Consider the following 21219-nt stretch of genomic DNA (forward strand, 5'->3'; position numbering starts at 1 on the left):
CCCCGGTGGGCGGACGCGGCTGGACGAGGGGTGTGCTCATGACCGACCGAGAGCCTGAGGAGGGACCGGAGGAGCGTCCGGGGCCCCACCCGGCCGAGGGCGGTGAGGGGCCCTCCGGTGGGAAGCCTGAGGAGCCCTGGGGCCGGTCCGAGGGGCCCGAGGAGCCTGGTCGGCCGCCCGGAGGGGTTCCACCGGGGGAACACCCCACGGGGGCGCCGCCGGAGCCGGTCACCGGTGAACCGTCGGAGGGTCCCAGCGGACGGGCGCAGGCCGGGTTCGAGCACGCCGGGTACGCCCCGGGGTACGGCGAGACGGACATGGCGGGAGCCGGGGCCGGCAGCTACCCCGGGGGGCCGCCGCCTCCGCCGCCCCCGCAGGGGCCGCCGTGGGGCGTGCCGCCGCCCGGCGGGTACGGTCCGCCCCCGCCCAAGCCCACGCCATGGGGCAAGATCATCGGGATCGGCTGCGGCGTCCTCCTGCTCCTGCTGCTGCTCCTGGGCGGGTGCACCGCGCTCCTGCTGGTCGCGGCGGGGGGTGACGGGATGTCCCCGGACGTGTCGGAGACCATGGAGCCTGAGGGCACGCCCACGGCGGAGGACGTGACCGAGGAGATCACCGCGCGGATGACCGAGTTCGAGCCCAGTCCGCTCTACACCGACGGTGCGTACACGACCGTCGAGGTGACCATCACCAACAACGGTGAGGACGAGATCGACATCAACCCGCTGTACTTCTCGATCGTGGACACCGAGGGCGTCGAGCACGGCACCGGTGAGGCCATCGCCATGGACGACAACGAGCTGGAGGTGCAAAAGCTCGCTCCGGGGGAGAGCGTGAGCGGGACGATCACCGTGCGCGGTGATGTGAACGTGGACCGGGTCGTCTTCAACCCCTTCTACCACGGGCCGGTGGAGATCTCGGTGACGCGGGGGTAGTTCCCTGGGGGGAACGGTGACGTGCAGGAGCCGGGGAGGGCCGGTCAGGGGGCCAGCGCGGGGTCGCGCAGCCACTCGGACAGGTCCTCGCGGCGTTCGGCGTCGCACTTGAGCGGGCATGTGGTGCAGAACCCGTGTTCGGGGTCGCCCTTGTAGTCGAAGCAGCACGTGCCCCGGACCGCCCAGGTGCCGCGCGGGTTCTCCGGGGCGAAGGGGAACAGGCGCGGGCGTCGGCGCGTGACCGCGCCCGCCGCGATGACGGCGTCGCCGAGCCCCGCGGCCAGCTCCCAGGCCTGGCGGGCGTCGCGCCCGAGGTAGCGGGCCGGGTTGAGCATGTAGAAGTGCAGGGTGTCGACCACCCAGCCCCACAGGGTGCGCAGACCCGCGCGCGAGTGGGCGTGCAGGGCGGCCAGCAGCGGGCCGAAGGTGTCCACGACCCCCTCAGCCGCGAGCCGCAGCTGTTCGTCCCGGTCCCGGGCGGTGACCGTGTCCGCGCGTCCGGCCGCGGGATCGTCGGGCAGGACGATCCACCGGGCGCCCGCCACGACCGGGGTGGCGAAGCGCGACCGGGCCGTGTCCCAGGGCAGGTACAGGGTGTCGGGGGTCAGCAGCGGTGTTCGCCCGGTCAGGTACAGCGAGGCCGCGACGAGGAAGATCGGTTCGCGCAGGGTCACGCGGAGGAAGTTGGTGGCGGCCGGGAGACGGTGGCCGGGGCCGTGCTCGGTGCGCAGCTTGTCGTGCAGGACGGGGAGCCATCCGTCGGTGACCAGGTGGTCGGACCGGTGCCGGTGGACGTCCCCCGGGATGTCCGGGACCGGCGGGCCGGAGCGGGGCAGGTCGGGCAGCGGCGCGAACCTCAGTGGTGCACACGCGTCACGCAGTGCCTCAAGCGGATCTGGAGTCACCGCTGGAACCTGCCCTTCGTCGCACGAAACCGTCACGTCCGGGGGAGCGGCCGCAGTTCCCTCGGGGACGGGATGCGCCTCATTAAGTGAGGCTACCCTAATGCGCGGCGCGGGGGCAATGGCCGACGCTGGTGTCTCCGCGTACTGGGGAGGGCGAAAGCGCAGGTCCGAGTGGGTGTGTCTGGTTCTGTGGGGGTTCAGGTGGTGGTTCGGCGTCGGTACTGGAGCCACCATTCGAGGGTGATCAGGGGCAGGACCCAGCTCAGGTAACTGCTGGAGGAGGCGACGGACAGGAGCATCGCCTCGACGTCACCCCCGAAACCGCTGTGCAGCCAGGGCAGCATGAGCAGTCCCAGGAGCACGAGCATGATCCGGTTGAGGGCGATCCCGTAGAGCAGCACGAAACTGCGCAGCATCCACTCCCGGTGGCGGGTGAGGTCGCGTCGGCGGGCCGCCAGGTAGCCCAGGACGGTGAAGCCCAGCCACAGGATGGCCCAGAGGGTGTTGCTGATTCGGGTGTCAGCGCCGGTGGAGCCGAGCGGAGCGATGAGCAGCCCGGGGACGCCGACCAGCGGGACGCCGAGCAGGACGTAGACGCGTCCGCTCCAGCGGTGGACGGTCGGGTGGTGACGGCGCGGCCACGGCCACACCTGGAGCGGCACGATCAGCGTCAGCAGGGCTCCGCCGAAGATGTGCGTGACCAGGAGCGGGTAGTGCCAGGCGAGGTCCTGGCGGACGGGCAGGCGGGCCTGGGCCGGGTCCAGGGTCGTGTACGGCGGCAGGGCGTAGGCCACGAAGGCCAGGCCGAGGAGGGCGAGCGGGGCGATCCAGGGGCGCCGCCACCAGCGTTCGCGGGTCGGGGCGGGCCGGTCGTGGCGGTCGGCGGCGGGGGGCGGTGTGGTGGGGGGACGCGTCATGCCTGGTCTCCGTGATCGGAATGCCGTGGAATCAAACCGTGTATCTCATGCACTAATTAGTGTAGATCATACACATATCTAGGATGGAGTCGAGCGCACACACGACGACTGGTGGGGCATGAGCGAGCGACGGCCGGAATCGGGCATGACAAGGGAGATCGAGCTCCTGTGGGGGCTGCGTGAACCCGGCAGGCGCGGGCCCAAACCCAAGCTCAACCGGGAGGGGGTCGTCCGGGCGGCCGTGGCCGTCGCCGACGCCGAGGGGCTGGAGGGCGTCTCCATGCAGCGGGTGGCCCGGGAGCTCGGCTACACGACCATGTCCCTGTACCGCCACGTGGACAGTAAGGAGGACCTGCTGGTCCTCATGGTCGACGCGGCCATGGCCCAGGACCCGCCCGAACCCCGTGCCGACGGGGACTGGCGGGCCGGGATCCAGGCGTGGGTGTCAGGCTGCCGGGAGATGTACCGCCATCACCCCTGGGTGGTCTTCGCGGCCGTGTTCGGTCCGCCGCTCGGCCCCAACGGGCTCCGGTGGATGGAGGCCGGGCTGCGCGAACTGGTCGGGGCGGGGTTGACCACGGCCGACGCCGTCCAGGTCCTCATGACGGTCTCGGGCGTGGTCCGGGACACCTGCCGCATCGAACTCGACATGCGGCGGGCGGCCGAGGCGGCGGGCTCCACCCTCGCCGAGAGGGAACGCGCCCACGCGCGCAGCCTGGGCCGGGTCGTCACACCGGAGCGCTTCCCCACCATCGCGGCGATGCTGGACGACGGGGTCATGACCGCCGCCGACACCGCGGCGCCCGCCGCGCCCACCGACGACATGTCCTTCTCCCTGGAGCGGATCCTGGACGGCGTCGAGGTCTACGTCGAGCGCCAGCGTCGGCCCGAGGCGAGCGCGCGTTAGGGCGTGTGTCCGCCGTGCACGCCCTAACGCGCCACCACCAGATGGTGCCGGGTCAGCGCGGAGACGACCCGGGCGGCCTCGGCCGCGTCCACGCCCACCCGCTCGGCCAGGGCGGACACCGTCAGCTCCCGGTGCTCGGCCAGCGTCGCCAGCACCGGTTCCACGGCGGCCGGGAGGCGGTAGCGGCGCCCGGCCACCGTGACCGACACCCGGTCGCCCTCACGGGTCATCGGTGGCGGCAGGATCGGCACGAACTCCACGCGCGTATCGGGCCCGGGCGGCTCGTCACCGACCGGCCAGGGCAGCGAGAACGACGTGCGCCGGGGGAAGCGGGCGTCCCGCTCGGCCAGGAAGGCGTTCAGGTCGTCCTCCTCGGCCAGCTCCACCAACCGGGCGACCAGTTCGTGCTGGTGCTTGCGCCGGGCGTCGGGATCGGCGAACCGGGGCAGGTCCCGCCGGAACAGGTCCTCGTCGACCAGCCGCCGCACCAGGGCCTCGGCCCAGTCCACCCCCGTGGCGCGGGTGAAACCGAAGGTCAGGTGCATGCTCACCCCGCCGGTGCCGGTGACCGTGTGCCACCAGCCGCGAGGTACGTGGATCACCTCGCCGGGACGGAGCACGCCCTCCCACACCACGTGGAGTTCGCCGTCGGCGTCGCGCGGCGGCGTGTGGGCGTGGTCGGTGTCGTTCTTCATGGGGTGGGGGCGCGACCCCGGACCGTGCACCTGCCAGTGTTTGGTGCCCTCCACCTGGACGATCACCGTGTCGTGGTCGTCCCAATGGGTGTCGAACCCACGCGAATCACCCCAGATCAGGTACAGGTTGGCCTGCACCCTCTCACGCACCAGGCGCATGAGGTCGTCCGCGGCCGCGGCGACGGGCGGATGCATCCGGTCGACGCTGTCCAGCACCAGGCTCGCCCCGGCGCGCAGTTCGGTGTAGAGCGACTCGGGCCGCACCACCCGGCGCGCGGAGCGGGAGGAAGTCGCCCGGTCGGTGTAACGGTCGACCGGAATGGGGGAGCCGTCCCGGTGCAGGCGCAGGCGCGGCGGTTCGGGGGCGCACGTGGCCAGCAGGTGGTTGAGGTCGTCGAAGGTCAGTAGGGAGCGCACGGCGTCCGCACCCAGGTCGGTGTGGACGAACTCCTCCGACAGGCGGGACGTGAGGCCCGTGTTCTCGGGCAGGGCGTGTGTGAACAGGCGGCCGAGGTCGGTCACGGCGAGTCCCTTCCGTGAGGGGCCCGCCCGGCCCCGGCGCGAAGGCGTGGGACCGGGCGGGATGGGAGTCAGATGAAGTCGGAACTGGAGTCGGTACCGTCGCTGTCGCCGCCCGCGGTGATGTCGCGGGAGGTCACCTCCGCCAGGTCCTCGACCTCAACCTCGATCGGGTCCATCTCGCACCTCGCTTTCCGTGTGCCGTTGTCCACTTTCTTCCGTGCGGGGGCCGTTCCGGGCCTCAGGGCCCGGTCAGCCCCGTCTCGTGGGCCGCGAACGCGTGCGCGTCGGCGGCCAGTCCCACCGCCCGGCTGACCGCGCGCGGGCCGTGCCCCACGTCGCGCTCGTACCGGAGCAGGACCGGAGGGCGTCCCTCGTCCCGCGCGGCCGCGCGCAGCGCCGCGCACATCTTGCGCGGGTGGGCGGCGTCGGTTCGGGTGTCACCGTGGAAACCGGTGAGCAGGACGCGGGGGAAGGAGCGGCCGGGCGTGCGGACGGCGCTGTCCAGGGCCCGGTGGTAGGGGGAGTAGGACATCAGGGCGGCGAAGTCGTCGGGGTCGGCGGCGCTGCCGAACTCGCGTGTCCACATCCGGCCGAGCCCCAGGCGTTCGAACCGCGCCATGTCCGCCAACGGCGCGGAGGCGATGACCGCCGAGCACAGGTCCGGCCGGGACACGGCGGCGGCCAGGACGAGCAGGCCGCCCGCGGAACCGCCCGACAGGCAGAGCTGGTCACGGGCGCACAGGCCCTCCGCAACGAGGGCGTCGGCGGCCGCGACCAGGTCGGCGACCGCGCGCGGCTTGTCGCGGCCCGAACCGCGCAGGTGCCAGTCGCGTCCGGCGTCGCCGCCCCCGCGCACGTGCGCCACGGCGTACCGCCCGCCCGAGAGGAGCCAGGCCAGGACGGTCGCGCTGAACCCGAACTGCCGGGGGCGTCCGAACCCGCCGTAGGCGTGCAGGAGGGTCGGCCCGGGTTCGGGGGAGCGTGCGCCGCCGGGGCCGGTGAAAACGGTGACCGGGACCCGAGTGCCGTCCGGTGAGCGGCACCACAGCACGGTGCGGGTGACCGCGGGGGGAGCCGGTGGCGCGGCGGCCCGGTCCGGCCAGGGACGGGGCCGCCGCGCCCCGGGGGCGAGCCGCAGCACCCTCTGCTGGGTGGCGACGTCGGCGTAACCCAGGTGGACGGATCCGTCCGGGGCGGTCTCTGGGCCCGAGACCATGCCCTCCCCCGGCAGGTCGACGGTTCCCGTGCGAGCACCGGTGCGGGCGTCGTGCAGGGTCGCCTCGCTGATCCCCCACCTGGTGCGCACGACCAGCAGCGCGGGTCCGTCCGGGCCCGCGTAGGGGGTGAAGGCGTCCAGGGTCGCGTCGCCGTCCTCCGGCACGACCTCGCGCCAGCCCTCGACACCGGGCTCCTCCGGGGTGACCGCGCACAGGCGGCGGCGCGGGGCGCCGAGCGTGGTGCGCAGGTAGAGCAGGCCGTCCGGGCCCAGGCGCGCCTCGGTCTCCGCCTCGGGACCGACCTGTACCGGCCGGAGGGCGATGCCATGGCGGTCCGGGGCCCGGGGAGCGGGGCGCGCGGTCAGGTCGGCGAGCCACAGGTCGGTGCGGTGGCCGGTGCCGTGGCTCTCGGTGACCAGCAGCCACCGCTCGCCCAGCACGCGGACTCCCGGGACGGTCGCGGGCGCGGTGCACGCGTGCACCAGCGTCTCCGCTCCGTCGGCGACACGGCGCAGCCACACGCCGCGCACGCCCCGGGCGCCGTCGCGGCGGACGTAGAGGAAGGAGGGGGTGTCGTCGGGAACCCACGCCACGTGGGAGTAGCGCACCCCGGGCACGGGAGGGCCGACCGCGGCGCCGGTACGGGTGTCCACGACGCGCAGTCCGCCGCGCTCCACACCGCCGCTGGAGGTCTGGACGGCGACCAGGCTCCCGTTGGGACTGGGCTCCCAGGCGTCGAGGGTGGTGCGCCCGGTGGGGTCCTCGGCGCCGGGGTCGAGGACGGTGCGCGCGGGGCCGTCGCCGTGTTCGGGCAGGACGACCAGACGGGGGTGTTCGGCGCCGGGGTCGCGCACGGTGCTGAAGAGCAGGCCGGGCCGGTGCCGGGGCGGCGTCCACAGTTCGGTGCGCACGAGGGCGCGGATGCGGTCGGCCAGGGGAGCGCGCAGCGGCCACGCGGCGGCCTCGCGCTCGTACTCTCGGGACCGCTCCGCCAGCCAGCGCTCGGTCGCGGGCGAGTCGGGGGACTCCAGCCAGCGGTAGGGGTCGGGGACGGGGCGTCCGTGGAGGGTGTCCACGACCGGCGGGGGGCCGTGTGCGGGGGCGACTCCGGGGGCTCGGTTACGCACCATCACATCGTTGGTTCACCCCTGTAGGTCGGTCAAGCAAGACCTGTCTGACCAGTGGGCACACGAGTGTGGCGCACCGGTCAGGTTTGGCGTGAACACGGTGGGTAACGCGCCGGTGGGTGGTAGCCCGCGCCTCGCGCGAAGCGTCCCCTGGGCGATGGCGGGCGACGGGTGGGCCCCGGCCGCACACTCGCGGCCGGGGCCCGTCGGTGACGCGTGTGGGCGTCCCCTTCGACGTTCTACGCGTGGTCGGGGTGGCCGATGGCCAGGCCGCTCTCGTGGTCGAAGAAGTGCAGCTGGCTGACGTCCACGGACAGGTTGAGCGCGCTGCCGGGCCGAACCTGGCTGCGCGGGCTGACCCGGGCGGTGAACTGGGTGCTGTTCTGGGACAGGGGCAGGGAGTCGCCGTCCTCCTCGCCGTCGCCGGCGGCGTCCCTGGCCAGTGCGGTGGCGTCCTCGTGGCGGACCGGCGGGGCGTCGACGGAGAAGATGACGTTGATCTCGGTGCCCAGCTCCTCGGTGACGTCCGCCTTCACCTGGATGGTGGGGTCGTCGTTGCCGTCGAACTCGGCGTCGTTGAAGTCGGAGGGGCGGATACCCAGGATGATCCGCTTGCCCAGGTAACCGCGCAGTGCCGGACGCGACTCCAGCAGGGCGCCGGAGACGGGGAGCTTGTGGTCGGCGAAGGTGAGCACGGCCCCGTCGCCGTCGGCGGTGAGCTCGGCGTCGACGAAGTTCATGGCGGGCGAGCCGATGAACCCGGCCACGAACAGGTTGACGGGGGCGTCGAACAGCCGCTTGGGGGTGTCGACCTGCTGGAGGCGGCCCTCGCGCAGGACCGCGACCCGGTCGCCGAGGGTCATCGCCTCGACCTGGTCGTGGGTGACGTAGACGGTGGTGACGCCGAGGCGCTCGTGGAGCTGGTTGAGGGAGGCGCGCATCTGGACGCGCAGCTTGGCGTCGAGGTTGGACAGCGGCTCGTCCATGAGGAAGGCGCGGGGCTCGCGCACGATCGCGCGGCCCATCGCCACACGCTGGCGCTGACCGCCGGAGAGCATGCCCGGCTTGCGCTTGAGGTAGGGCTCCAGGCCGAGCATCTCCGCCGCCTCCCTCACACGGCGGGCGATCTCGGGCTTGGCGACCTTGCGCAGCTTCAGACCGAAGGCGAGGTTCTGCTCGACGGTCATGTGGGGGTAGAGCGCGTAGTTCTGGAAGACCATCGCGATGTCGCGGTCCTTGGGCGGGCGGTCGTTGACGATCTCGTCACCGATCACCAGCGTTCCGTCGGAGATCTCCTCCAGACCCGCGATCATGCGCAGCGCGGTGGACTTGCCGCAGCCGGAGGGGCCGACGAGCACCATGAACTCGCCGTCCTGGATCCGCAGGTTGAGGTTGTCGACGGCCTTGACGCCGCCTCCGTAGATCTTGTCGACGCCCTCGAGGACGATCTCCGCCATGGTTCAGCTCCCGCGCTGGGTCGTGGTGGGGGATCTCGCGGGAGATCCCCAGCACCCTGTGTTCTTTCGAAGTTGATCGAAACAGGAAGGTTTGCTGATCACATGAGACACGATTCTGATCGAAATGTCTAGAGCTGGTTGCTGATTGATCAGATTGCGGTCAGTCACAAACCCGTTCGGTCCAGCTGGCGTGGCGGCCTCAGGTGCGTTAGCCTGTCCGACGGTTCATCACGTTCTCCCCACACGGTCTCGGCGCGGTCCCCACGACACGGCATCCGGGTTGAGGCATCGGGTTGGGGAGTCTGGGTAACCTAACGACCAGTCCAGCACTGGACGGACCGGTTGTGTGTCCCCCACTCGTCCGATCGGACGCTGCATCACGCGCCAGGTGCAGCCGGGGTCGGGTGAGGGGCGGATCGCCACAACCGGGCGGGGGGTTGGACCCGGAAAAGGCCCGAACATCCAGTAGACAACGGTCTTCCGAGCTCGCCGCCGACGGGACGGAGCCGGTCCGAAGGGTGGCTCGGGCCTTTTCCGCGTCCCCCCATATGCTGACCACGAGCACTCCCGTCCCCAGCGGAAAGCGAGCAGCCACGTGGTCGCCGAGAACACCGAGCAGGACACAGCCCCGGCGTTCGGCGGATCCGCGCCGCTGGCGGACGGATCCGGGGCGGCGCGTCCGCCGTCGGGTCGGTGGAGACGGGCCACGACGATCCCCGCGGGCCACCGCTGGGGGCGCTACGACCTGCTCTGGCGCCTGTGCGCCGCCGTGGGTTCCGGTCTGGCCCAACTGTTCGCGCTGCCCCCGTACGGCTGGTGGTGGCTGGGGCCGGTCAGCGCCGCGCTGTTCCTCCTCGCCGTCGCCGGAACCCGCCCGCGCCGCGCCGCCTGGCTCGGCCTGATCGCCGCCGTGACACTCATGGTGCCGCTGGTGCACTGGCAGGACATCTTCGGTATCGACGTGTGGTTGATCATCGCCGCCGCCGAGTCCGTGTACTTCCTGCCCATGGCGATGGGCCTCACCCTGGCGGCGCGACTGCCCCTGTGGCCGTTGTGGACCTCCGCCCTCTGGGTGGCGCAGGAGGCGGTGCGCGCCCGCTGGCCGCTGGGCGGCTTCCCCTGGGGCAAGCTGGCCTTCGCCCAGCCCGACACCCCGTTCGTCGGCTACGCGGCCCTGGGCTCGTCTCCCTTGGTGACCTTCGCGGTCGCTCTCACCGGCGGACTGCTGCTGTGGAGCGCGCTGCGCGTCGCCAGGGCCGTGCGTGACTCGGGCGCGGCCCGACCGCGGGGGTTCGGCACGGCCGCCGTGGGGTTGGCCGCGGGCGCGGCGATCGTCGCGGGAGGAATCCTGGCACCGGCGGTCGGGCGGCCCTCCGAGGCCGGGACCGTCACCGTGGGGATGGTGCAGGGCGACGTGCCCAACGTCGGTGAGATGACGGTCACGGGGGAGCGCGCGCAGGTGCTGCGCAACCACGCCGACGGCGTCCACGCCCTGGCCGACGCGGTCGAGGCGGGTGAGTACCCCCAGCCCGACATGGTGCTGCTGCCGGAGAACGCCAGCGACATCGACCCCTACCGCGACCCCGAGGCCGAGCTGATCATCTCCGAGGCCGCCGAGGACGTCGGAGTTCCGCTGCTGTGGGGGATGAGCCGGTTCAACGACGACGGCACCCGCTACGTCCAAAGCGTGGTGTGGGACCCCGAGACCGGGCCGGGGGAGCGCTACGTCAAGCGTTTCCTCGTGCCGTTCGGCGAGTACATCCCCTACCGCGACTTCTTCACGCGCTTCGTCGCGCGGCTCGAGCAGGTCTCCTCCGACGCCGTCCCCGGTACCGAACCCGGCGCCCTCGACGTGGCGGGCACCACCCTGGCCGTGGGGATCTGCTTCGACGTCGCCTTCGACCAGCCGGTGCGCGAGGCCGTCGCCGAGGGCGGACAGATCATCGTGATCCCCACCAACAACGCCAACTACAACTTCACCGGGCAGTCCAACCAGCAGCTGGCCATCACCCAGCTGCGCGCGGTCGAGCACGGGCGGCCCGCCGTGGTGGTCTCCACCAGTGGCATCAGCGCCGTGGTCAACCCCGACGGCACCACCGCCTACACCTCGCCCGAGGCCGAACCGGACATCCACGTCGCCGAACTGACCGCCGCCGAGGGCACCACCGTCGCCACGAAGCTCGGCGCGGTCCCCGAGACGGTGCTGAGCGTCCTGGGGCTGGGCGCGGTGGTCGCCGCCGCGGTGGCGGGTCGCCGCGCACGGAGCGGCGAGTGACCGGCCGCGCCCGGGGAACCCTGAGCGGCGCGGGCGCGTTCTCTCCTACAGGGACGACCCGTGCGGGCCGACGATGGGATGGTGTTCGATGCCGCTGCTGACAGTGCTGGCGCTCATGGCGCTGCCGTTCCTGGAAGTGTGGCTGATGATCGCCGTCGGCGGGTGGATCGGTGTGCCGTGGACGCTGGCGGCGCTGGTCGCGCTGATGGTCCTGGGCGTGGCGGTGCTGCGCCGGGCGGGAACCAAGGCCTTCCGCGACGCCGACCAGGCCATGCGCTCCGGTGAGCCGCCGCGCGGAGGCCTGCTCGACCCGCTCATGGTCATGGCGGGCGGCGTCCTGTTCATCATTCCCGGCTTCCTGACCGCCCTGCTGGGCCTTTTGATGGTCCTGCCCTTCACCCGGCCCGCGCTGCGCTGGGCCTTCGCCGGGTGGGCGCGGCGCCGGATGCGCCGGATGCAGGAGCGGATGAACGAGGAGTTCGCCGCCCAGGGGGTCAACGTGCCCGGCCAGGGCGGACCCGGCGGCCCGTTCGGCCACCGACCCGGGGGTTCCGCGGGTCCCGGTGGCGGCGCCGACCGGCCCGGTTCCGGGAACGGTCGGGTCATCCAGGGGCACTTCGAACCGATCGACCCCGACGGCCCTCGGAGCTGACCCGCTCCTAGGGTTCGGAGCATGAAAGAACCCTCCTTCCTCTCCGCCACACGCTCCTCCTACGACGCCCTCGCCGAGGACTACGCCGTCCACTTTCGCCACGAGTGGGCGGGCAAGCCGCTGGAGCGGGCCATGGTGGCCCTGTTCGGCGAACTCGTGCGCGCCCGCGGCGGCCCCGTCCTGGACGTCGGCTGCGGCGGGGGCCGGGTCGCGGCGTACCTGCGCGACCTCGGTCTGGAGGTGTCGGGGATCGACCTGTCCCCGGGCATGCTCGCCGTGGCCCGGCGCGACCACCCGGACGTGGAGTTTCGCGAGGGGTCGATGACCGACCTCGACGTACCGGACACGTCCCTGGGCGGGATCGTGGCGATGTACTCGACCATCCACGTGCCCCTGACCGACCTGCCGGGGGTGTTCGCCGGGTTCCACCGGGCGCTCGCCCCGGGAGGAGAGTGCCTGGTCGCGTTCCAGACGGGGGAGGGGACCCTGCACTTCGACGAGGGGTTCGGGCACGAGATCTCGCTCGACTTCCACCGGCGTACCCCGGAGACGATCGCCGACCTGCTGGAGGAGGCCGGTCTGGAGGTCCACATCCGGACCTGGCGTGCCCGGGACGAGGATGAGCGCACCCCGCGGGCCCTGCTGATCGCCCGCCGGCCGGAGTGAACCGGGGGTGACCGGGGACGGTGGACCGCCCGGCTCCGGTCAGCCCCTTCCGTGGAACCGCGCCTGCAGACCCCGGACCTCCTCGGCCAGTTCCGGCACGGGGCCGTCCACCGCCACCCCGGGGACGACGTCGCGCACCGGCAGCGGGCGCACGGGCCCCGGGGGCACACCCCACCCCGCCAGCCAGGCGGACAGCTGCGCGGAGGAGCTCGCGTACACGATTCTGCCGAGCCCGGCCCACCCGTGCGCCGCGGAGCACATCGGGCAGTGCTCGCCGGAGGTGTACACGGTCGCGTCGGCGCGTTCGGAGACGGTCAGGAGCGTGGTCGACCACCGGGCGATCGCGAACTCCGGGTGCTGGGTCCGGTCCCCGGAGGCCACGTGGTTGTGGTCCTCCATCAGCACGGTCCCGTCCGCCGCGACCAGCAGGGAGCCGAACGGCTCGTCCCCGGCCGCCAGGGCCAGTTCCGCCAGCTCCACCGCGCGCCGCAGGTACCGCAGATCCGCGTCGTCCACCATCACCGCTCCTCGTCTCCGGGCCGTCCGGGCCACGATACGGCCGAGCACCCGCCGGGAGGCGCCGGGCCGCGGCCCGGCGGGTCCCACTCAGGGCGCCGCCGGGGTCCGCTCCCCCTCCGGTTCCGGCGAGTCCGCCGCGTCCCGTGCCCGGGAACGCGCGTCGATCCGGTCGTCCACCACCCGGATGACCGTGATCACCGCGATCGCCGCCCCCGCGACCGCCAGACCGGTGAGCAGCTTTCCGGGGTCGCTCACGTCCAGGTCGAAGAACCACCGCCCGAGCGGGGTCACCATGGCCAGGGTCAACAACCCCACCATGGACGCCACCAGCACGACCTTCCACCACACGTACGGCTTGGCCACCAGCAGCAGCACCCACAGCGTGGTCGCGCACAGGGTGATCACCACCGCCGTGCGGTCGGCCGGTTCGGGCACGGTCCGTCCTCCGAGCACCAGCAGGTAGGTCGTCACCGCCGCCAGACCGGCCACCAGACCCGCCGGGACCGCCAGCCGGAGCGTGCGCACCACGAACCCGGGGCGGGCGATGTCGGTGTTGGGCGCCAGCGCCAGGAAGAACGACGGGATGCCGAACGTGACCGCGTTGATCAGGGTCGCGTGCCGGGGGAAGAACGGGTAGGCCACCGCGAGCAGTCCCACGATCGTCGCGAGCGTCATGGTGTACACGGTCTTGGTCAGGAACAGCCCCGCCACGCGTTCGATGTTGCCGATCACCCGCCGACCCTCGGCCACCACGCGCGGCAGCACCGCGAACCGGTCGTCCATGAGCACCAGCTGGGCGACCGAACGCGAGGCCGGACTGCCCGAGCCCATCGCCACGCCGATGTCGGCCTCCTTGAGGGCGAGGACGTCGTTGACGCCGTCACCGGTCATCGCGACCGTGTGTCCGCGCCCGCGCAGCCCGCGCACCATGTCGCGTTTGCGCTCGGGGGTGACCCGGCCGAACGCCGAACCCCGCTCCACCTCCTCGGCCATCTCCCCCGCCGAGTCAGGCAGGTCGCGGGCGTCCACGGGCCGGTCGGCCCCCGGCAGGTCCAGCTCGCGCCCGACCGCGCCCACCGACGCCGCGTGGTCGCCGGAGACGATCTTGACGCCGACGCCCTGCTCGGCGAAGTAGTCCAGGGTCGGCGCCGCGTCCTCACGCACCCGCTGGTCGAGCACCACCAGCGCCGTCGGCCGCACCGGCCCCGGGGCGCCGTCGGCGTCGACCCGTCCCCCGGCGCGCGCCAGCAGCAGGACCCGGTGCCCCCGCGCCGCCAGCCGTGCCGCCTCGGCCGCCGCCGGGTCGTCGGGGGAGGCGAGTACGTCGGCGGCCCCCAGGACCCAGTGCTCCTCCCCCTCGGGGGTGAGCAGACTGGCGCCGCTCCACTTACGGGCGGAGGAGAAGGGCGCCAGGGCGGTCACCCGCCAGTCGGGCGCCTCCTGGCCGGCGGCCTCGCACCCCCGCGCGATCGCGGCCATGCTCGGATTGGGGTCGGGGTCGCCGGCCGCCAGCGCGGCCAGGATCCGCGTGGTCGACCCCGTCCCGTCCCCGCCGCCCAGGTCGCGGATCCGCGCCAGGCGCATCCCCGCCTCGGTGAGCGTGCCCGTCTTGTCGGTGCACACCACGTCCACCCGGGCCAGCCCCTCGATCGCGGGCAGCTCCTGGACCAGGCACCGGTGGCGGCCCAGCCGGATGACCCCCACGGCGAAGGCGATGCTGGTGAGCAGGATGAGGCCCTCGGGGATCATCGACACCAGCGCCGCCACCATGCCGCGCAGCGCGTCCGCGAGCGGACCGGTCAGTTGGCCGCCCGCGACCGGCTCCTCCAACGTGACGTGCCCGCCCAGGAACAGCTGGCTGTACACCAGCAGGCCGCCGATCGGGAACAGGGCGTAGGTGATCCAGGTCAGGATGCGGTTGATCCCCGCCCGCAGCTCCGAGCGGACCAGGGAGAAGCGGCTGGCCTCCTCGGCCAGCCGCGCCGCGTAGGCGTGCCGACCCACCTTGGTGGCCCGGAACCGGCCGTTGCCGGCCACCACGAAACTGCCGGACATCACGGTGTCGCCGGGTCGCTTGACCACCGGGTCGGCCTCCCCGGTCAACAGCGACTCGTCGACCTCCAGCCCCGCCGCCCAGGTCACCACGCCGTCGACCACGACCTGGTCGCCCGTGCCCGCCTCCAGGACCTCGTCCAGAACGATCTCCTGGGTGGCGACGCGCACCGTGGCGCCCTCGCGGACCACCCGGGGGCGGGCGGCGTTGACGATCGCGAGCCGGTCCAGGGTGCGTTTGGCGCGCAGTTCCTGGACGATGCCGATGAGCGTGTTGATCACGATGACCATCGCGAACAGCCCGTCCTGGACGGGGCCGATGACCGCGATGATGGTGAAGAGCACGGCGATCATCGCGTTGATCCGGGTGAACACGTTGCCGCGGATGATCTGACCGACGGTGCGGCTGGCGCGGACCGGGACGTCGTTGGTACGCCCGGCGGCCACGCGTTCGGCGACCTGCTCCCGGCTCAGTCCGGGCTCGGTGGGAGGGGTCACCGGACCGCCCCGGCCGGGGGAGGCCACGGCCGAGGCCGCGCCGGGCCGGGCGCCGCCGGTGTCCGCTCCGTCGTCGGGCTGGTCGGGCACGTGCGACTCCTGTCGGGAAGCGAGAGGGAGGCGCCGGTGGCGGTGTCGCGTCCGGTGGACCGGACGGGGTGGGGCACCTCACGTCTGGGAGGATCTCCAGACTAGAAGAACCGGGGCGCGTACGCGCCGTGGCTGACACCCGAGGTCGTGGTGGAGCCATCACCACCCCGGGCGCGATGCCGGGTCCTGTCGTGCGGTTGTATGAACGGTGACGCCGTCGAGGGACAAGTCGGGAAGGGCGCCATGTGCACCGTCATCGTCGGATTCGACCCCGGAGCGGACACGCCGTTGGTCGTCGCCGCGATCCGCGACGAGATGAGGGACCGCCCCTGGGACGGGCCCGGACGACACTGGCCCGACCACCCGGAGGCGGTGGGCGGCCGTGATCGGCTGGCGGGCGGTACGTGGATGGCGGTGGATCCGGCCCGCGCGCGCACCGCGGCACTGCTCAACGGGTGGCCGTGGGATGGCCGGATGCCCTGGGAGGGCGTCTATCCGGCCAGTCGGGGCGACCTTCCCCTGCACTCCCTGTCCACCGTCGAGCGGGACCCCCTCGACGGGGTGGAGCTGTCCAGGTACGCGCCCTTCCACCTGCTGACGGCCGATGCCCGCGGGGCCGTGTTGCACAGCTGGGACGGCGCCCGGCTGGATGTCCGTCCGCTCCCGGTCGGAGTGAGCGTCATCGTCAACACCGGGCTCGACCCGGTCGATCCACGCGCGCTGCGCCACACTCCCGAGTTCGCGCGGACCAGACCCGACGCGGCGCGGCTGGCCGAGGAGACCGGACTGGAGCGGATCTGGGGGCGCTGGCCGGAGTTGATCACCGCGGCGGCCCACGACGCGCCGCGTTCGGCGGGCACAGACGAGTCGGGCGACCCCTCGGGACTGATCGCGCACGCCGACCTCGGAGGCGGCCGGGTGTGGGCCACCGGGTCGGTGACCCTGCTCGCGGCTGACGGGGAGACGGTGCGCTACGCGTTCACCGACGCACCGGCCGATCCGGACGCCTGGCGGATGATCGACCTCTGACCTGCGGGGCCGGTCCGTGGTGCGGGGTGGCGGCGCGAGGCGGGTCATCCGTGTCATTACGGATTGGCAGAGTCGGTGGGCGGCCGACGCGATGGGGGTAGGAAAAAGACTCCGAAACCGCGTCATAAGCGGTGCGCAGGACCGTGTTCTCGGTGAGCGGGGTCCACAGGCGCGTCTGCGACGCGTTTCGTCGGCCCCGATCGCGATCCAGACCCGTCCCGGAAGGACCACTGATGAACGCCAGCCCCGCCCACGAGCTTTCCCGCACCACCCTGACCCCCCACCACGACCCCGCCGAACTCGTGGGCCGGTGGACACGTGTCCACGACGGCCGCGCCGACCGGGTGGGGGTCCTCCTCCACGCCACCCGGGCCGTCAGCGCCGGAACGCAGGGCTGGGAGTGGGCCCTGCGCACGCCGGACGGTGTCGTCACCGGTATGGGTGAGCTGCGCGCGACCCCGCTCTGCGCGCACGGGCGCGGGGAGGCCCGGTCGACGCGGCGCAGACTGCGCGCGGCGCGTGCGGACCTCGTCGAGTTCGCCGACCCCGGCGACCCCGCCCTGAGCGAGGTGACCGCGGATCTGGACCTCATGGAACTGGAGTTGGCCGCCCAGCCCTGAACCCCGTGACCGGGTCGGCGCCCGTGCCCCGTCTCTCCCCACGACGGCGGGGCGCGCCACCCCTGTGACCCACACCGCGCCCGATGCTTTCTTCGCGGGTAAACCCTCTGCGTGATCAGAACGTCTCTCTGGGAGACGGTGCGAAGGCCGTCGCACGCGCCACCGGGCGCGGCGGACCCGAGGAGCGGCCATGAGGGGCGGACACGGCGGGCGGTGGGAGAGCGCCGCGTACTGGCTGCTCTACGTGGTCTCGGTGAGCGGAGCCCTGCTGCACTGGCGGTTGGGCGGGGTGCTCCTGGCCGCCGCGTGCGCGGGTTCGGCCGTGCTGAGCGCCGTTCTGATCGCCCGGACCCGGTCGGGGCTGGCCTCCGACTCCTGAGAGGCGTCGACTCCTCCTCCCACTACCGTCCCGGCCCGCCGCGCCGGGGGAGCGGTGGGACGTGGCCCGCGCGGGGTTGTCCCTGTCCAGCGTCAACCGCTGGGAGCGAGGCGGATCACCACCCAGACGGGAGACAGCGGAGAAACTGGACGCCCTCCTCGGAGCGGAGGGTGCCTTGTTGGCGCGTTGCCAAGAGGCGAAGGACGGTTTCACCGTTCCCCCGTGGGCGCGGGACCTTGCGTCGATCGAGGCCAAAGCCCGCGCCGTCGAGGTCGTGGCTCCGGTGTTGGTTCCCGGATATCTCCAGTCGCCGACCTACGCCGAAACGCCGTGATGGCCGCCACGGCCCTCGCGTCGGCGCTTCCCGTTGCGTTGTCCCTGGACACCCTGGAAGGTCTCGCGTGATCACTGACGTAGGGACGAGGAGCAGTCACAGCCCCAACGGGGGTGACTGTGTCGAGTGCCGTTACACGGACTCTCCGGAGGTTCGGGACTCCAAGCGCCCGGACGCCGGAACGCTGTCCTTCCCCTCCTCGGAGCGGTGTGCCCTCCTGGGCGCCTCCCGGGAGTCGTAGACGTCTCCGTGCGCGGGGAAACCCCCGACGGGGCAACCGGTCGGGGGCGGTCGAACCCCGATCCGACCCCTCCTATTCCCACCCCCTCTGGGGGGATCATCACCCGAAGAACCCACCCTTGCGGGGGCGTTTGTCACACTGTGGGGCGGATAGTGTTCGGGGTATGCGTTCATGGTCTGCGCCTGACATCGTCCCCCTGCCGGGTACCGGCGGCCCGCTCCGCGTCCACGACACCGCCACCGGCCAGCTGCGGACGACGACACCGGGGCCCCGCGCCGGGATGTACGCCTGCGGCATCACCCCCTACGACGCCGCGCACCTCGGCCACGCCTTCACCTACCTGACCTTCGACCTGGTCAACCGGGTCTGGCGGGACGCCGGACACGACGTCGACTACGTGCAGAACACCACCGACATCGACGACCCGCTCCTGGAGCGGGCCGAGGCGATCGGCGTCGACTGGCGCGACCTCGCCCACCGCGAGATCGACGTGTTCCGCGACGACATGGCCGCCCTGCGGATCATCCCCCCGACCTCCTACGTGGGCGTCGTGGAGTCGGTCGACCTGATCAGCGACCTGGCCGCGCGCATCCGCGACACCGGCGCCGCCTACGACCTGGACGGCGACCTGTACTTCTCCGCCGACGAGGCGCCCGAGTTCGGCGCGATCAGCCACCTGAGCCAGAAGGAGATGCTCGACCTGTTCGGGCAGCGCGGCGGCGACCCCCAGCGCGAGGGCAAGAAGAACCCGCTGGACTGGCTCCTGTGGCGCGCCGAGCGCCCCGGCGAGCCCGCCTGGGACAGCCCGCTGGGCCGCGGCCGCCCCGGCTGGCACATCGAGTGCAGCGCCATCGCCCTGGACCGCCTGGGCCCCGCCTTCGACCTCAACGGCGGCGGCAGCGACCTGATCTTCCCCCACCACGAGATGGGCGCCGCCGAGACGCGGTGCGCCACCGGCGGCCCCAACGCCCACAACCACCTGCACGTGGGCATGGTCGGCCTGGACGGCGAGAAGATGTCCAAGTCCCTGGGCAACCTGGTGTTCGTGTCCAAGCTGCGCGAACAGGGCGTGGAACCGGCCGTCATCCGCGTGGCCATGCTCGCCCACCACTACCGGTCGCCCTGGGAGTGGACCGACGCCGAACTCCCCGTCGCCTGCGACCGGGTCAAGCGCTGGCGCGCGGCCGCCTCCCTGGGGTCGGGCCCGGACGCCGCCCCGATGCTCGCCGCCGTGCGCGCCGCCCTGGCCGAGGACCTGGACTCGCCCGGCGCCCTCGCCGCGGTGGACGCCTGGGCCGAGACCGCCCTGACCGCGGGCGGCACCGACACCTCCGCCCCGGGCCTGGCCCGCGCCACCGTCGACACCCTGCTGGGCGTGGAACTCTAGCCGAACACCCCTGGTCCCGGTCGGGAGGAGGCCGCGCACCGCCGGTCGGTCGTCCGTGGCAGCATGCGGGCATGCTGACAGCACCGGACATCCTCCGCGACACCGACTGGGACCGGACCTTCCACGCCTACGGATCGGCCGCCGACGCCCCCGAGAAGCTGGCGGCCCTCCTCCAGGACGGTCCGGACGCGCTGTCGAAGGGGATGGACTACTTCCACAGCGCCATCCTCCACCAGGGCTCCGTCTGCCCGGCGACCCCGCCCGCCGCCCTCTTCGTGGCCGCGTTGCTGGACGACCTCGTCCAGGGACGCTGGGAGCCGAAGGGGGCGGATGACGCGGAGGAACGGCGGCTCGCGCTGCTCAACACCCTCCGGGACGTGGCCGAGGCCGCCACCGTCGACGAACCCGACGCAGAACTGGCCGAGCTCGCCCGGCTGTCGGAGGCCGAGCGCAGGGAGGTCCTGGACGCCGTGCTCGCCGACGACGAGGTCTGGGAGGAGCCCGCCCTGGAGGCGCTGATGTGGCAAGTGTTGATCGACCTGCGCGCGGCGGCACCCACCCTTCTGGACGCGGTGCGCCCGCTCCTCACCCACACCGAACCGGCCACGCGCCAGCGTGCGGTGGAGGCCGTGTCGGCGATCGCCTGTCTGGGGCGCCTGGAGGTGGATCTGTCCGGGGCCGTCGGTCTGGTGGAGAGTCGGGACGAGAAGGCCGCGATCGTGCTGGCTCTGGGCGAACAGGGCCACGACGTCTCGGAGTACCTCGTCCATGACGACCCGGCCATCAGGGCGTGCGCCGCGCTCGCGCCCTCCCGGAAGGACGATCCCGCCGCGACGCGTGCACTGGTCGCGGCGCTGGCCGACCCACAGGAGGCGGACCGCTGGTTCACCGTGAGCCCCGCCCGTTTCCGCGGACGCGTGAGGTTCACCCTCGTGCACGCCCTCGCGGACCGTTCGGTGCCCGCGGACGCCGAACGCCTCCTGCCCGTGTTCCGCACGATGGCCGCGCTCGCCACCCCCCTCACCGCCGAGGCCGACTGCGCTCCGCTGCTGCGGCTCGCCTTCCCCCGGGAGGAGGACGGTGGCGCGTGGACCGGTACCCCCTCCGACGTCCAACGCGCCTACCTGGCGGCACTGGTCGGCAACGACGATCTCTGGACGGGAACGGTCGCCAACTTCTCGGTCACCCTCTGGTGGCTGGGTCTGCCCATGGGCCGGGAGGGGTTGCGCGCCCTCGTCGAAGGCTGAGCCGTGGTCTCCGCCCAGCGACCGGTCTACGGGGCGGTGAAGTCGGGGAAGTGGGACCCCGGGGCGCGATCGGGGAGCAGCCGCACGATCGGGATGCCGTACTCGGGGTCCGAGCCCACGCGTGCGTAGTCCTCCGGAGCCTCGCCCACCTCCCGGCCGAGCGCCTTCATCAGCGCCCTGGCCGTGCTCGGGTGGCGCTCGGCGTAGTGCGCCAGCGCCCGGCCGGACTCCTCGGGCGGCAGCGGTGTCGCCGTGGCCCGGTACCGCTGGCCGCCCACCTGGAACAGCACGCGCGGTTCGGCCTGGATGTTGCGGAACCACTGCGCCCGCTGCCCGTAGGCGGCCGCGACCAGGACCGCCCCGGTGCTGTCGTTGCGGCCCACGACCTCCAGCACCGCCTGCCGGGGTTCGCCGCTGGCGCGTCCCCTGTGGGTGAGCAGCACGAACCGGTGGCCCATCAGCGGCCCGAGACCGAGGCGGTACAGCCAGATCGGCGCGCGGAAGGCGGCGCGCTGGAGCGGTGTCCTCGGGGGCTCGGAGATCGTCAT

Annotated in this window: 20 protein-coding genes; 12 read left to right on the plus strand and 8 right to left on the minus strand. The window is 72.9% G+C overall.

The window, feature by feature from the left end:
- Positions 1 to 38: 38 nt before the first annotated feature.
- Positions 39 to 935 carry a DUF4352 domain-containing protein gene (locus tag KIK06_RS04965; protein WP_268642099.1) on the plus strand — a complete coding sequence of 299 codons (897 nt, stop codon included), beginning with the start codon at positions 39 to 41 and terminating at the stop codon, positions 933 to 935.
- Positions 936 to 979: 44 nt separating this feature from the next.
- Here the strand turns inward: KIK06_RS04965 and KIK06_RS04970 are convergent, their stop codons facing one another.
- The gene (locus KIK06_RS04970) at positions 980 to 1840 is read right to left on the minus strand and encodes a (2Fe-2S)-binding protein (RefSeq protein WP_268642100.1); all 861 of its coding nucleotides are present in this window, start codon (positions 1838 to 1840) and stop codon (positions 980 to 982) included.
- Positions 1841 to 2037: 197 nt separating this feature from the next.
- Positions 2038 to 2757, minus strand: a complete 720-nt coding sequence (locus tag KIK06_RS04975) for a DUF2306 domain-containing protein (protein ID WP_268642101.1) — start codon at positions 2755 to 2757, stop codon at positions 2038 to 2040.
- A 145-nt stretch (positions 2758 to 2902) separates the two neighbouring features.
- Between KIK06_RS04975 and KIK06_RS04980 the strand changes: the two genes are divergently transcribed.
- Positions 2903 to 3664, plus strand: coding sequence for a TetR/AcrR family transcriptional regulator (locus tag KIK06_RS04980; protein WP_268642102.1), 762 nt, complete (start codon positions 2903 to 2905; stop codon positions 3662 to 3664).
- A 23-nt stretch (positions 3665 to 3687) separates the two neighbouring features.
- Here the strand turns inward: KIK06_RS04980 and KIK06_RS04985 are convergent, their stop codons facing one another.
- The 3 genes from KIK06_RS04985 to KIK06_RS04995 all read right to left on the minus strand — a co-directional run bounded on the left by KIK06_RS04985 (position 3688) and on the right by KIK06_RS04995 (position 8682).
- Positions 3688 to 4881 carry a cupin domain-containing protein gene (locus KIK06_RS04985; RefSeq protein ID WP_268642103.1) on the minus strand — a complete coding sequence of 398 codons (1194 nt, stop codon included), beginning with the start codon at positions 4879 to 4881 and terminating at the stop codon, positions 3688 to 3690.
- A gap of 238 nt (positions 4882 to 5119) precedes the next feature.
- Positions 5120 to 7228 carry a prolyl oligopeptidase family serine peptidase gene (locus KIK06_RS04990; protein ID WP_268642104.1) on the minus strand — a complete coding sequence of 703 codons (2109 nt, stop codon included), beginning with the start codon at positions 7226 to 7228 and terminating at the stop codon, positions 5120 to 5122.
- Between the two features lie 236 nt (positions 7229 to 7464).
- The gene (locus KIK06_RS04995; protein WP_268642105.1) at positions 7465 to 8682 is read right to left on the minus strand and encodes an ABC transporter ATP-binding protein; all 1218 of its coding nucleotides are present in this window, start codon (positions 8680 to 8682) and stop codon (positions 7465 to 7467) included.
- A 595-nt stretch (positions 8683 to 9277) separates the two neighbouring features.
- Here KIK06_RS04995 and lnt point away from each other — a divergent pair.
- The 3 genes from lnt (at position 9278) to KIK06_RS05010 (ending at position 12275) form a co-directional block, all read left to right on the plus strand.
- Positions 9278 to 10957 (plus strand): apolipoprotein N-acyltransferase, encoded by a 1680-nt coding sequence (gene lnt / locus KIK06_RS05000; protein ID WP_442789739.1) that lies wholly within the window; start codon positions 9278 to 9280, stop codon positions 10955 to 10957.
- Between the two features lie 88 nt (positions 10958 to 11045).
- Entirely contained in the window at positions 11046 to 11609 is a 564-nt protein-coding gene (locus KIK06_RS05005) for an FxsA family protein (protein ID WP_017597475.1), read from the plus strand.
- Positions 11610 to 11630: 21 nt separating this feature from the next.
- Positions 11631 to 12275, plus strand: a complete 645-nt coding sequence (locus tag KIK06_RS05010) for a class I SAM-dependent DNA methyltransferase (protein WP_268642106.1) — start codon at positions 11631 to 11633, stop codon at positions 12273 to 12275.
- Positions 12276 to 12314: 39 nt separating this feature from the next.
- Here the strand turns inward: KIK06_RS05010 and KIK06_RS05015 are convergent, their stop codons facing one another.
- Both KIK06_RS05015 and KIK06_RS05020 read right to left on the minus strand, forming a co-directional pair.
- On the minus strand, positions 12315 to 12794 hold the full coding sequence (locus tag KIK06_RS05015; protein ID WP_017597477.1) for a nucleoside deaminase: 480 nt from the start codon (positions 12792 to 12794) through the stop codon (positions 12315 to 12317).
- Positions 12795 to 12881: 87 nt separating this feature from the next.
- Positions 12882 to 15434, minus strand: coding sequence for an HAD-IC family P-type ATPase (locus KIK06_RS05020; RefSeq protein ID WP_268642107.1), 2553 nt, complete (start codon positions 15432 to 15434; stop codon positions 12882 to 12884).
- A 243-nt stretch (positions 15435 to 15677) separates the two neighbouring features.
- Between KIK06_RS05020 and KIK06_RS05025 the strand changes: the two genes are divergently transcribed.
- From KIK06_RS05025 to KIK06_RS05055, 7 genes are all read left to right on the plus strand, one after another.
- Positions 15678 to 16463: an NRDE family protein gene (locus KIK06_RS05025; protein WP_268642108.1), complete on the plus strand. Its 786-nt coding sequence runs from the start codon at positions 15678 to 15680 to the stop codon at positions 16461 to 16463.
- 233 nt (positions 16464 to 16696) lie between these two features.
- Complete coding sequence (locus KIK06_RS05030; RefSeq protein WP_017597480.1) at positions 16697 to 17083, plus strand: hypothetical protein; 387 nt, start codon at positions 16697 to 16699, stop codon at positions 17081 to 17083.
- A 190-nt stretch (positions 17084 to 17273) separates the two neighbouring features.
- Positions 17274 to 17462 (plus strand): hypothetical protein, encoded by a 189-nt coding sequence (locus KIK06_RS05035; RefSeq protein ID WP_017597481.1) that lies wholly within the window; start codon positions 17274 to 17276, stop codon positions 17460 to 17462.
- Positions 17463 to 17523: 61 nt separating this feature from the next.
- Positions 17524 to 17796, plus strand: a complete 273-nt coding sequence (locus tag KIK06_RS05040) for a helix-turn-helix domain-containing protein (protein ID WP_268642109.1) — start codon at positions 17524 to 17526, stop codon at positions 17794 to 17796.
- 67 nt (positions 17797 to 17863) lie between these two features.
- Positions 17864 to 18037 carry a DUF397 domain-containing protein gene (locus tag KIK06_RS05045; protein WP_268642110.1) on the plus strand — a complete coding sequence of 58 codons (174 nt, stop codon included), beginning with the start codon at positions 17864 to 17866 and terminating at the stop codon, positions 18035 to 18037.
- A 163-nt stretch (positions 18038 to 18200) separates the two neighbouring features.
- Positions 18201 to 19424 carry a cysteine--1-D-myo-inosityl 2-amino-2-deoxy-alpha-D-glucopyranoside ligase gene (mshC, locus tag KIK06_RS05050; protein ID WP_268642112.1) on the plus strand — a complete coding sequence of 408 codons (1224 nt, stop codon included), beginning with the start codon at positions 18201 to 18203 and terminating at the stop codon, positions 19422 to 19424.
- Positions 19425 to 19495: 71 nt separating this feature from the next.
- Positions 19496 to 20671 carry a hypothetical protein gene (locus tag KIK06_RS05055; RefSeq protein ID WP_268642113.1) on the plus strand — a complete coding sequence of 392 codons (1176 nt, stop codon included), beginning with the start codon at positions 19496 to 19498 and terminating at the stop codon, positions 20669 to 20671.
- 26 nt (positions 20672 to 20697) lie between these two features.
- Here the strand turns inward: KIK06_RS05055 and KIK06_RS05060 are convergent, their stop codons facing one another.
- Complete coding sequence (locus KIK06_RS05060) at positions 20698 to 21219, minus strand: nitroreductase family deazaflavin-dependent oxidoreductase (protein WP_017597484.1); 522 nt, start codon at positions 21217 to 21219, stop codon at positions 20698 to 20700.

This window comes from Nocardiopsis sp. EMB25 (genome assembly GCF_026797795.1).
GTDB lineage: Bacteria > Actinomycetota > Actinomycetes > Streptosporangiales > Streptosporangiaceae > Nocardiopsis > Nocardiopsis lucentensis.

What these genes read in the sequence shown, in the direction of transcription:
- KIK06_RS04965 (WP_268642099.1), top strand. Translation starts at nt 39, where the DNA reads ATGACCGACCGAGAGCCTGAGGAGGGACCGGAGGAGCGTCCGGGGCCC.
- KIK06_RS04975 (WP_268642101.1), bottom strand. Translation starts at nt 2,757, where the DNA reads ATGACGCGTCCCCCCACCACACCGCCCCCCGCCGCCGACCGCCACGAC.
- KIK06_RS04980 (WP_268642102.1), top strand. Translation starts at nt 2,903, where the DNA reads ATGACAAGGGAGATCGAGCTCCTGTGGGGGCTGCGTGAACCCGGCAGG.
- KIK06_RS04990 (WP_268642104.1), bottom strand. Translation starts at nt 7,228, where the DNA reads ATGGTGCGTAACCGAGCCCCCGGAGTCGCCCCCGCACACGGCCCCCCG.
- KIK06_RS04995 (WP_268642105.1), bottom strand. Translation starts at nt 8,682, where the DNA reads ATGGCGGAGATCGTCCTCGAGGGCGTCGACAAGATCTACGGAGGCGGC.
- KIK06_RS05005 (WP_017597475.1), top strand. Translation starts at nt 11,046, where the DNA reads ATGCCGCTGCTGACAGTGCTGGCGCTCATGGCGCTGCCGTTCCTGGAA.
- KIK06_RS05010 (WP_268642106.1), top strand. Translation starts at nt 11,631, where the DNA reads ATGAAAGAACCCTCCTTCCTCTCCGCCACACGCTCCTCCTACGACGCC.
- KIK06_RS05015 (WP_017597477.1), bottom strand. Translation starts at nt 12,794, where the DNA reads ATGGTGGACGACGCGGATCTGCGGTACCTGCGGCGCGCGGTGGAGCTG.
- KIK06_RS05025 (WP_268642108.1), top strand. Translation starts at nt 15,678, where the DNA reads ATGTGCACCGTCATCGTCGGATTCGACCCCGGAGCGGACACGCCGTTG.
- KIK06_RS05030 (WP_017597480.1), top strand. Translation starts at nt 16,697, where the DNA reads ATGAACGCCAGCCCCGCCCACGAGCTTTCCCGCACCACCCTGACCCCC.
- KIK06_RS05035 (WP_017597481.1), top strand. Translation starts at nt 17,274, where the DNA reads ATGAGGGGCGGACACGGCGGGCGGTGGGAGAGCGCCGCGTACTGGCTG.
- mshC (WP_268642112.1), top strand. Translation starts at nt 18,201, where the DNA reads ATGCGTTCATGGTCTGCGCCTGACATCGTCCCCCTGCCGGGTACCGGC.
- KIK06_RS05055 (WP_268642113.1), top strand. Translation starts at nt 19,496, where the DNA reads ATGCTGACAGCACCGGACATCCTCCGCGACACCGACTGGGACCGGACC.
- KIK06_RS05060 (WP_017597484.1), bottom strand. Translation starts at nt 21,219, where the DNA reads ATGACGATCTCCGAGCCCCCGAGGACACCGCTCCAGCGCGCCGCCTTC.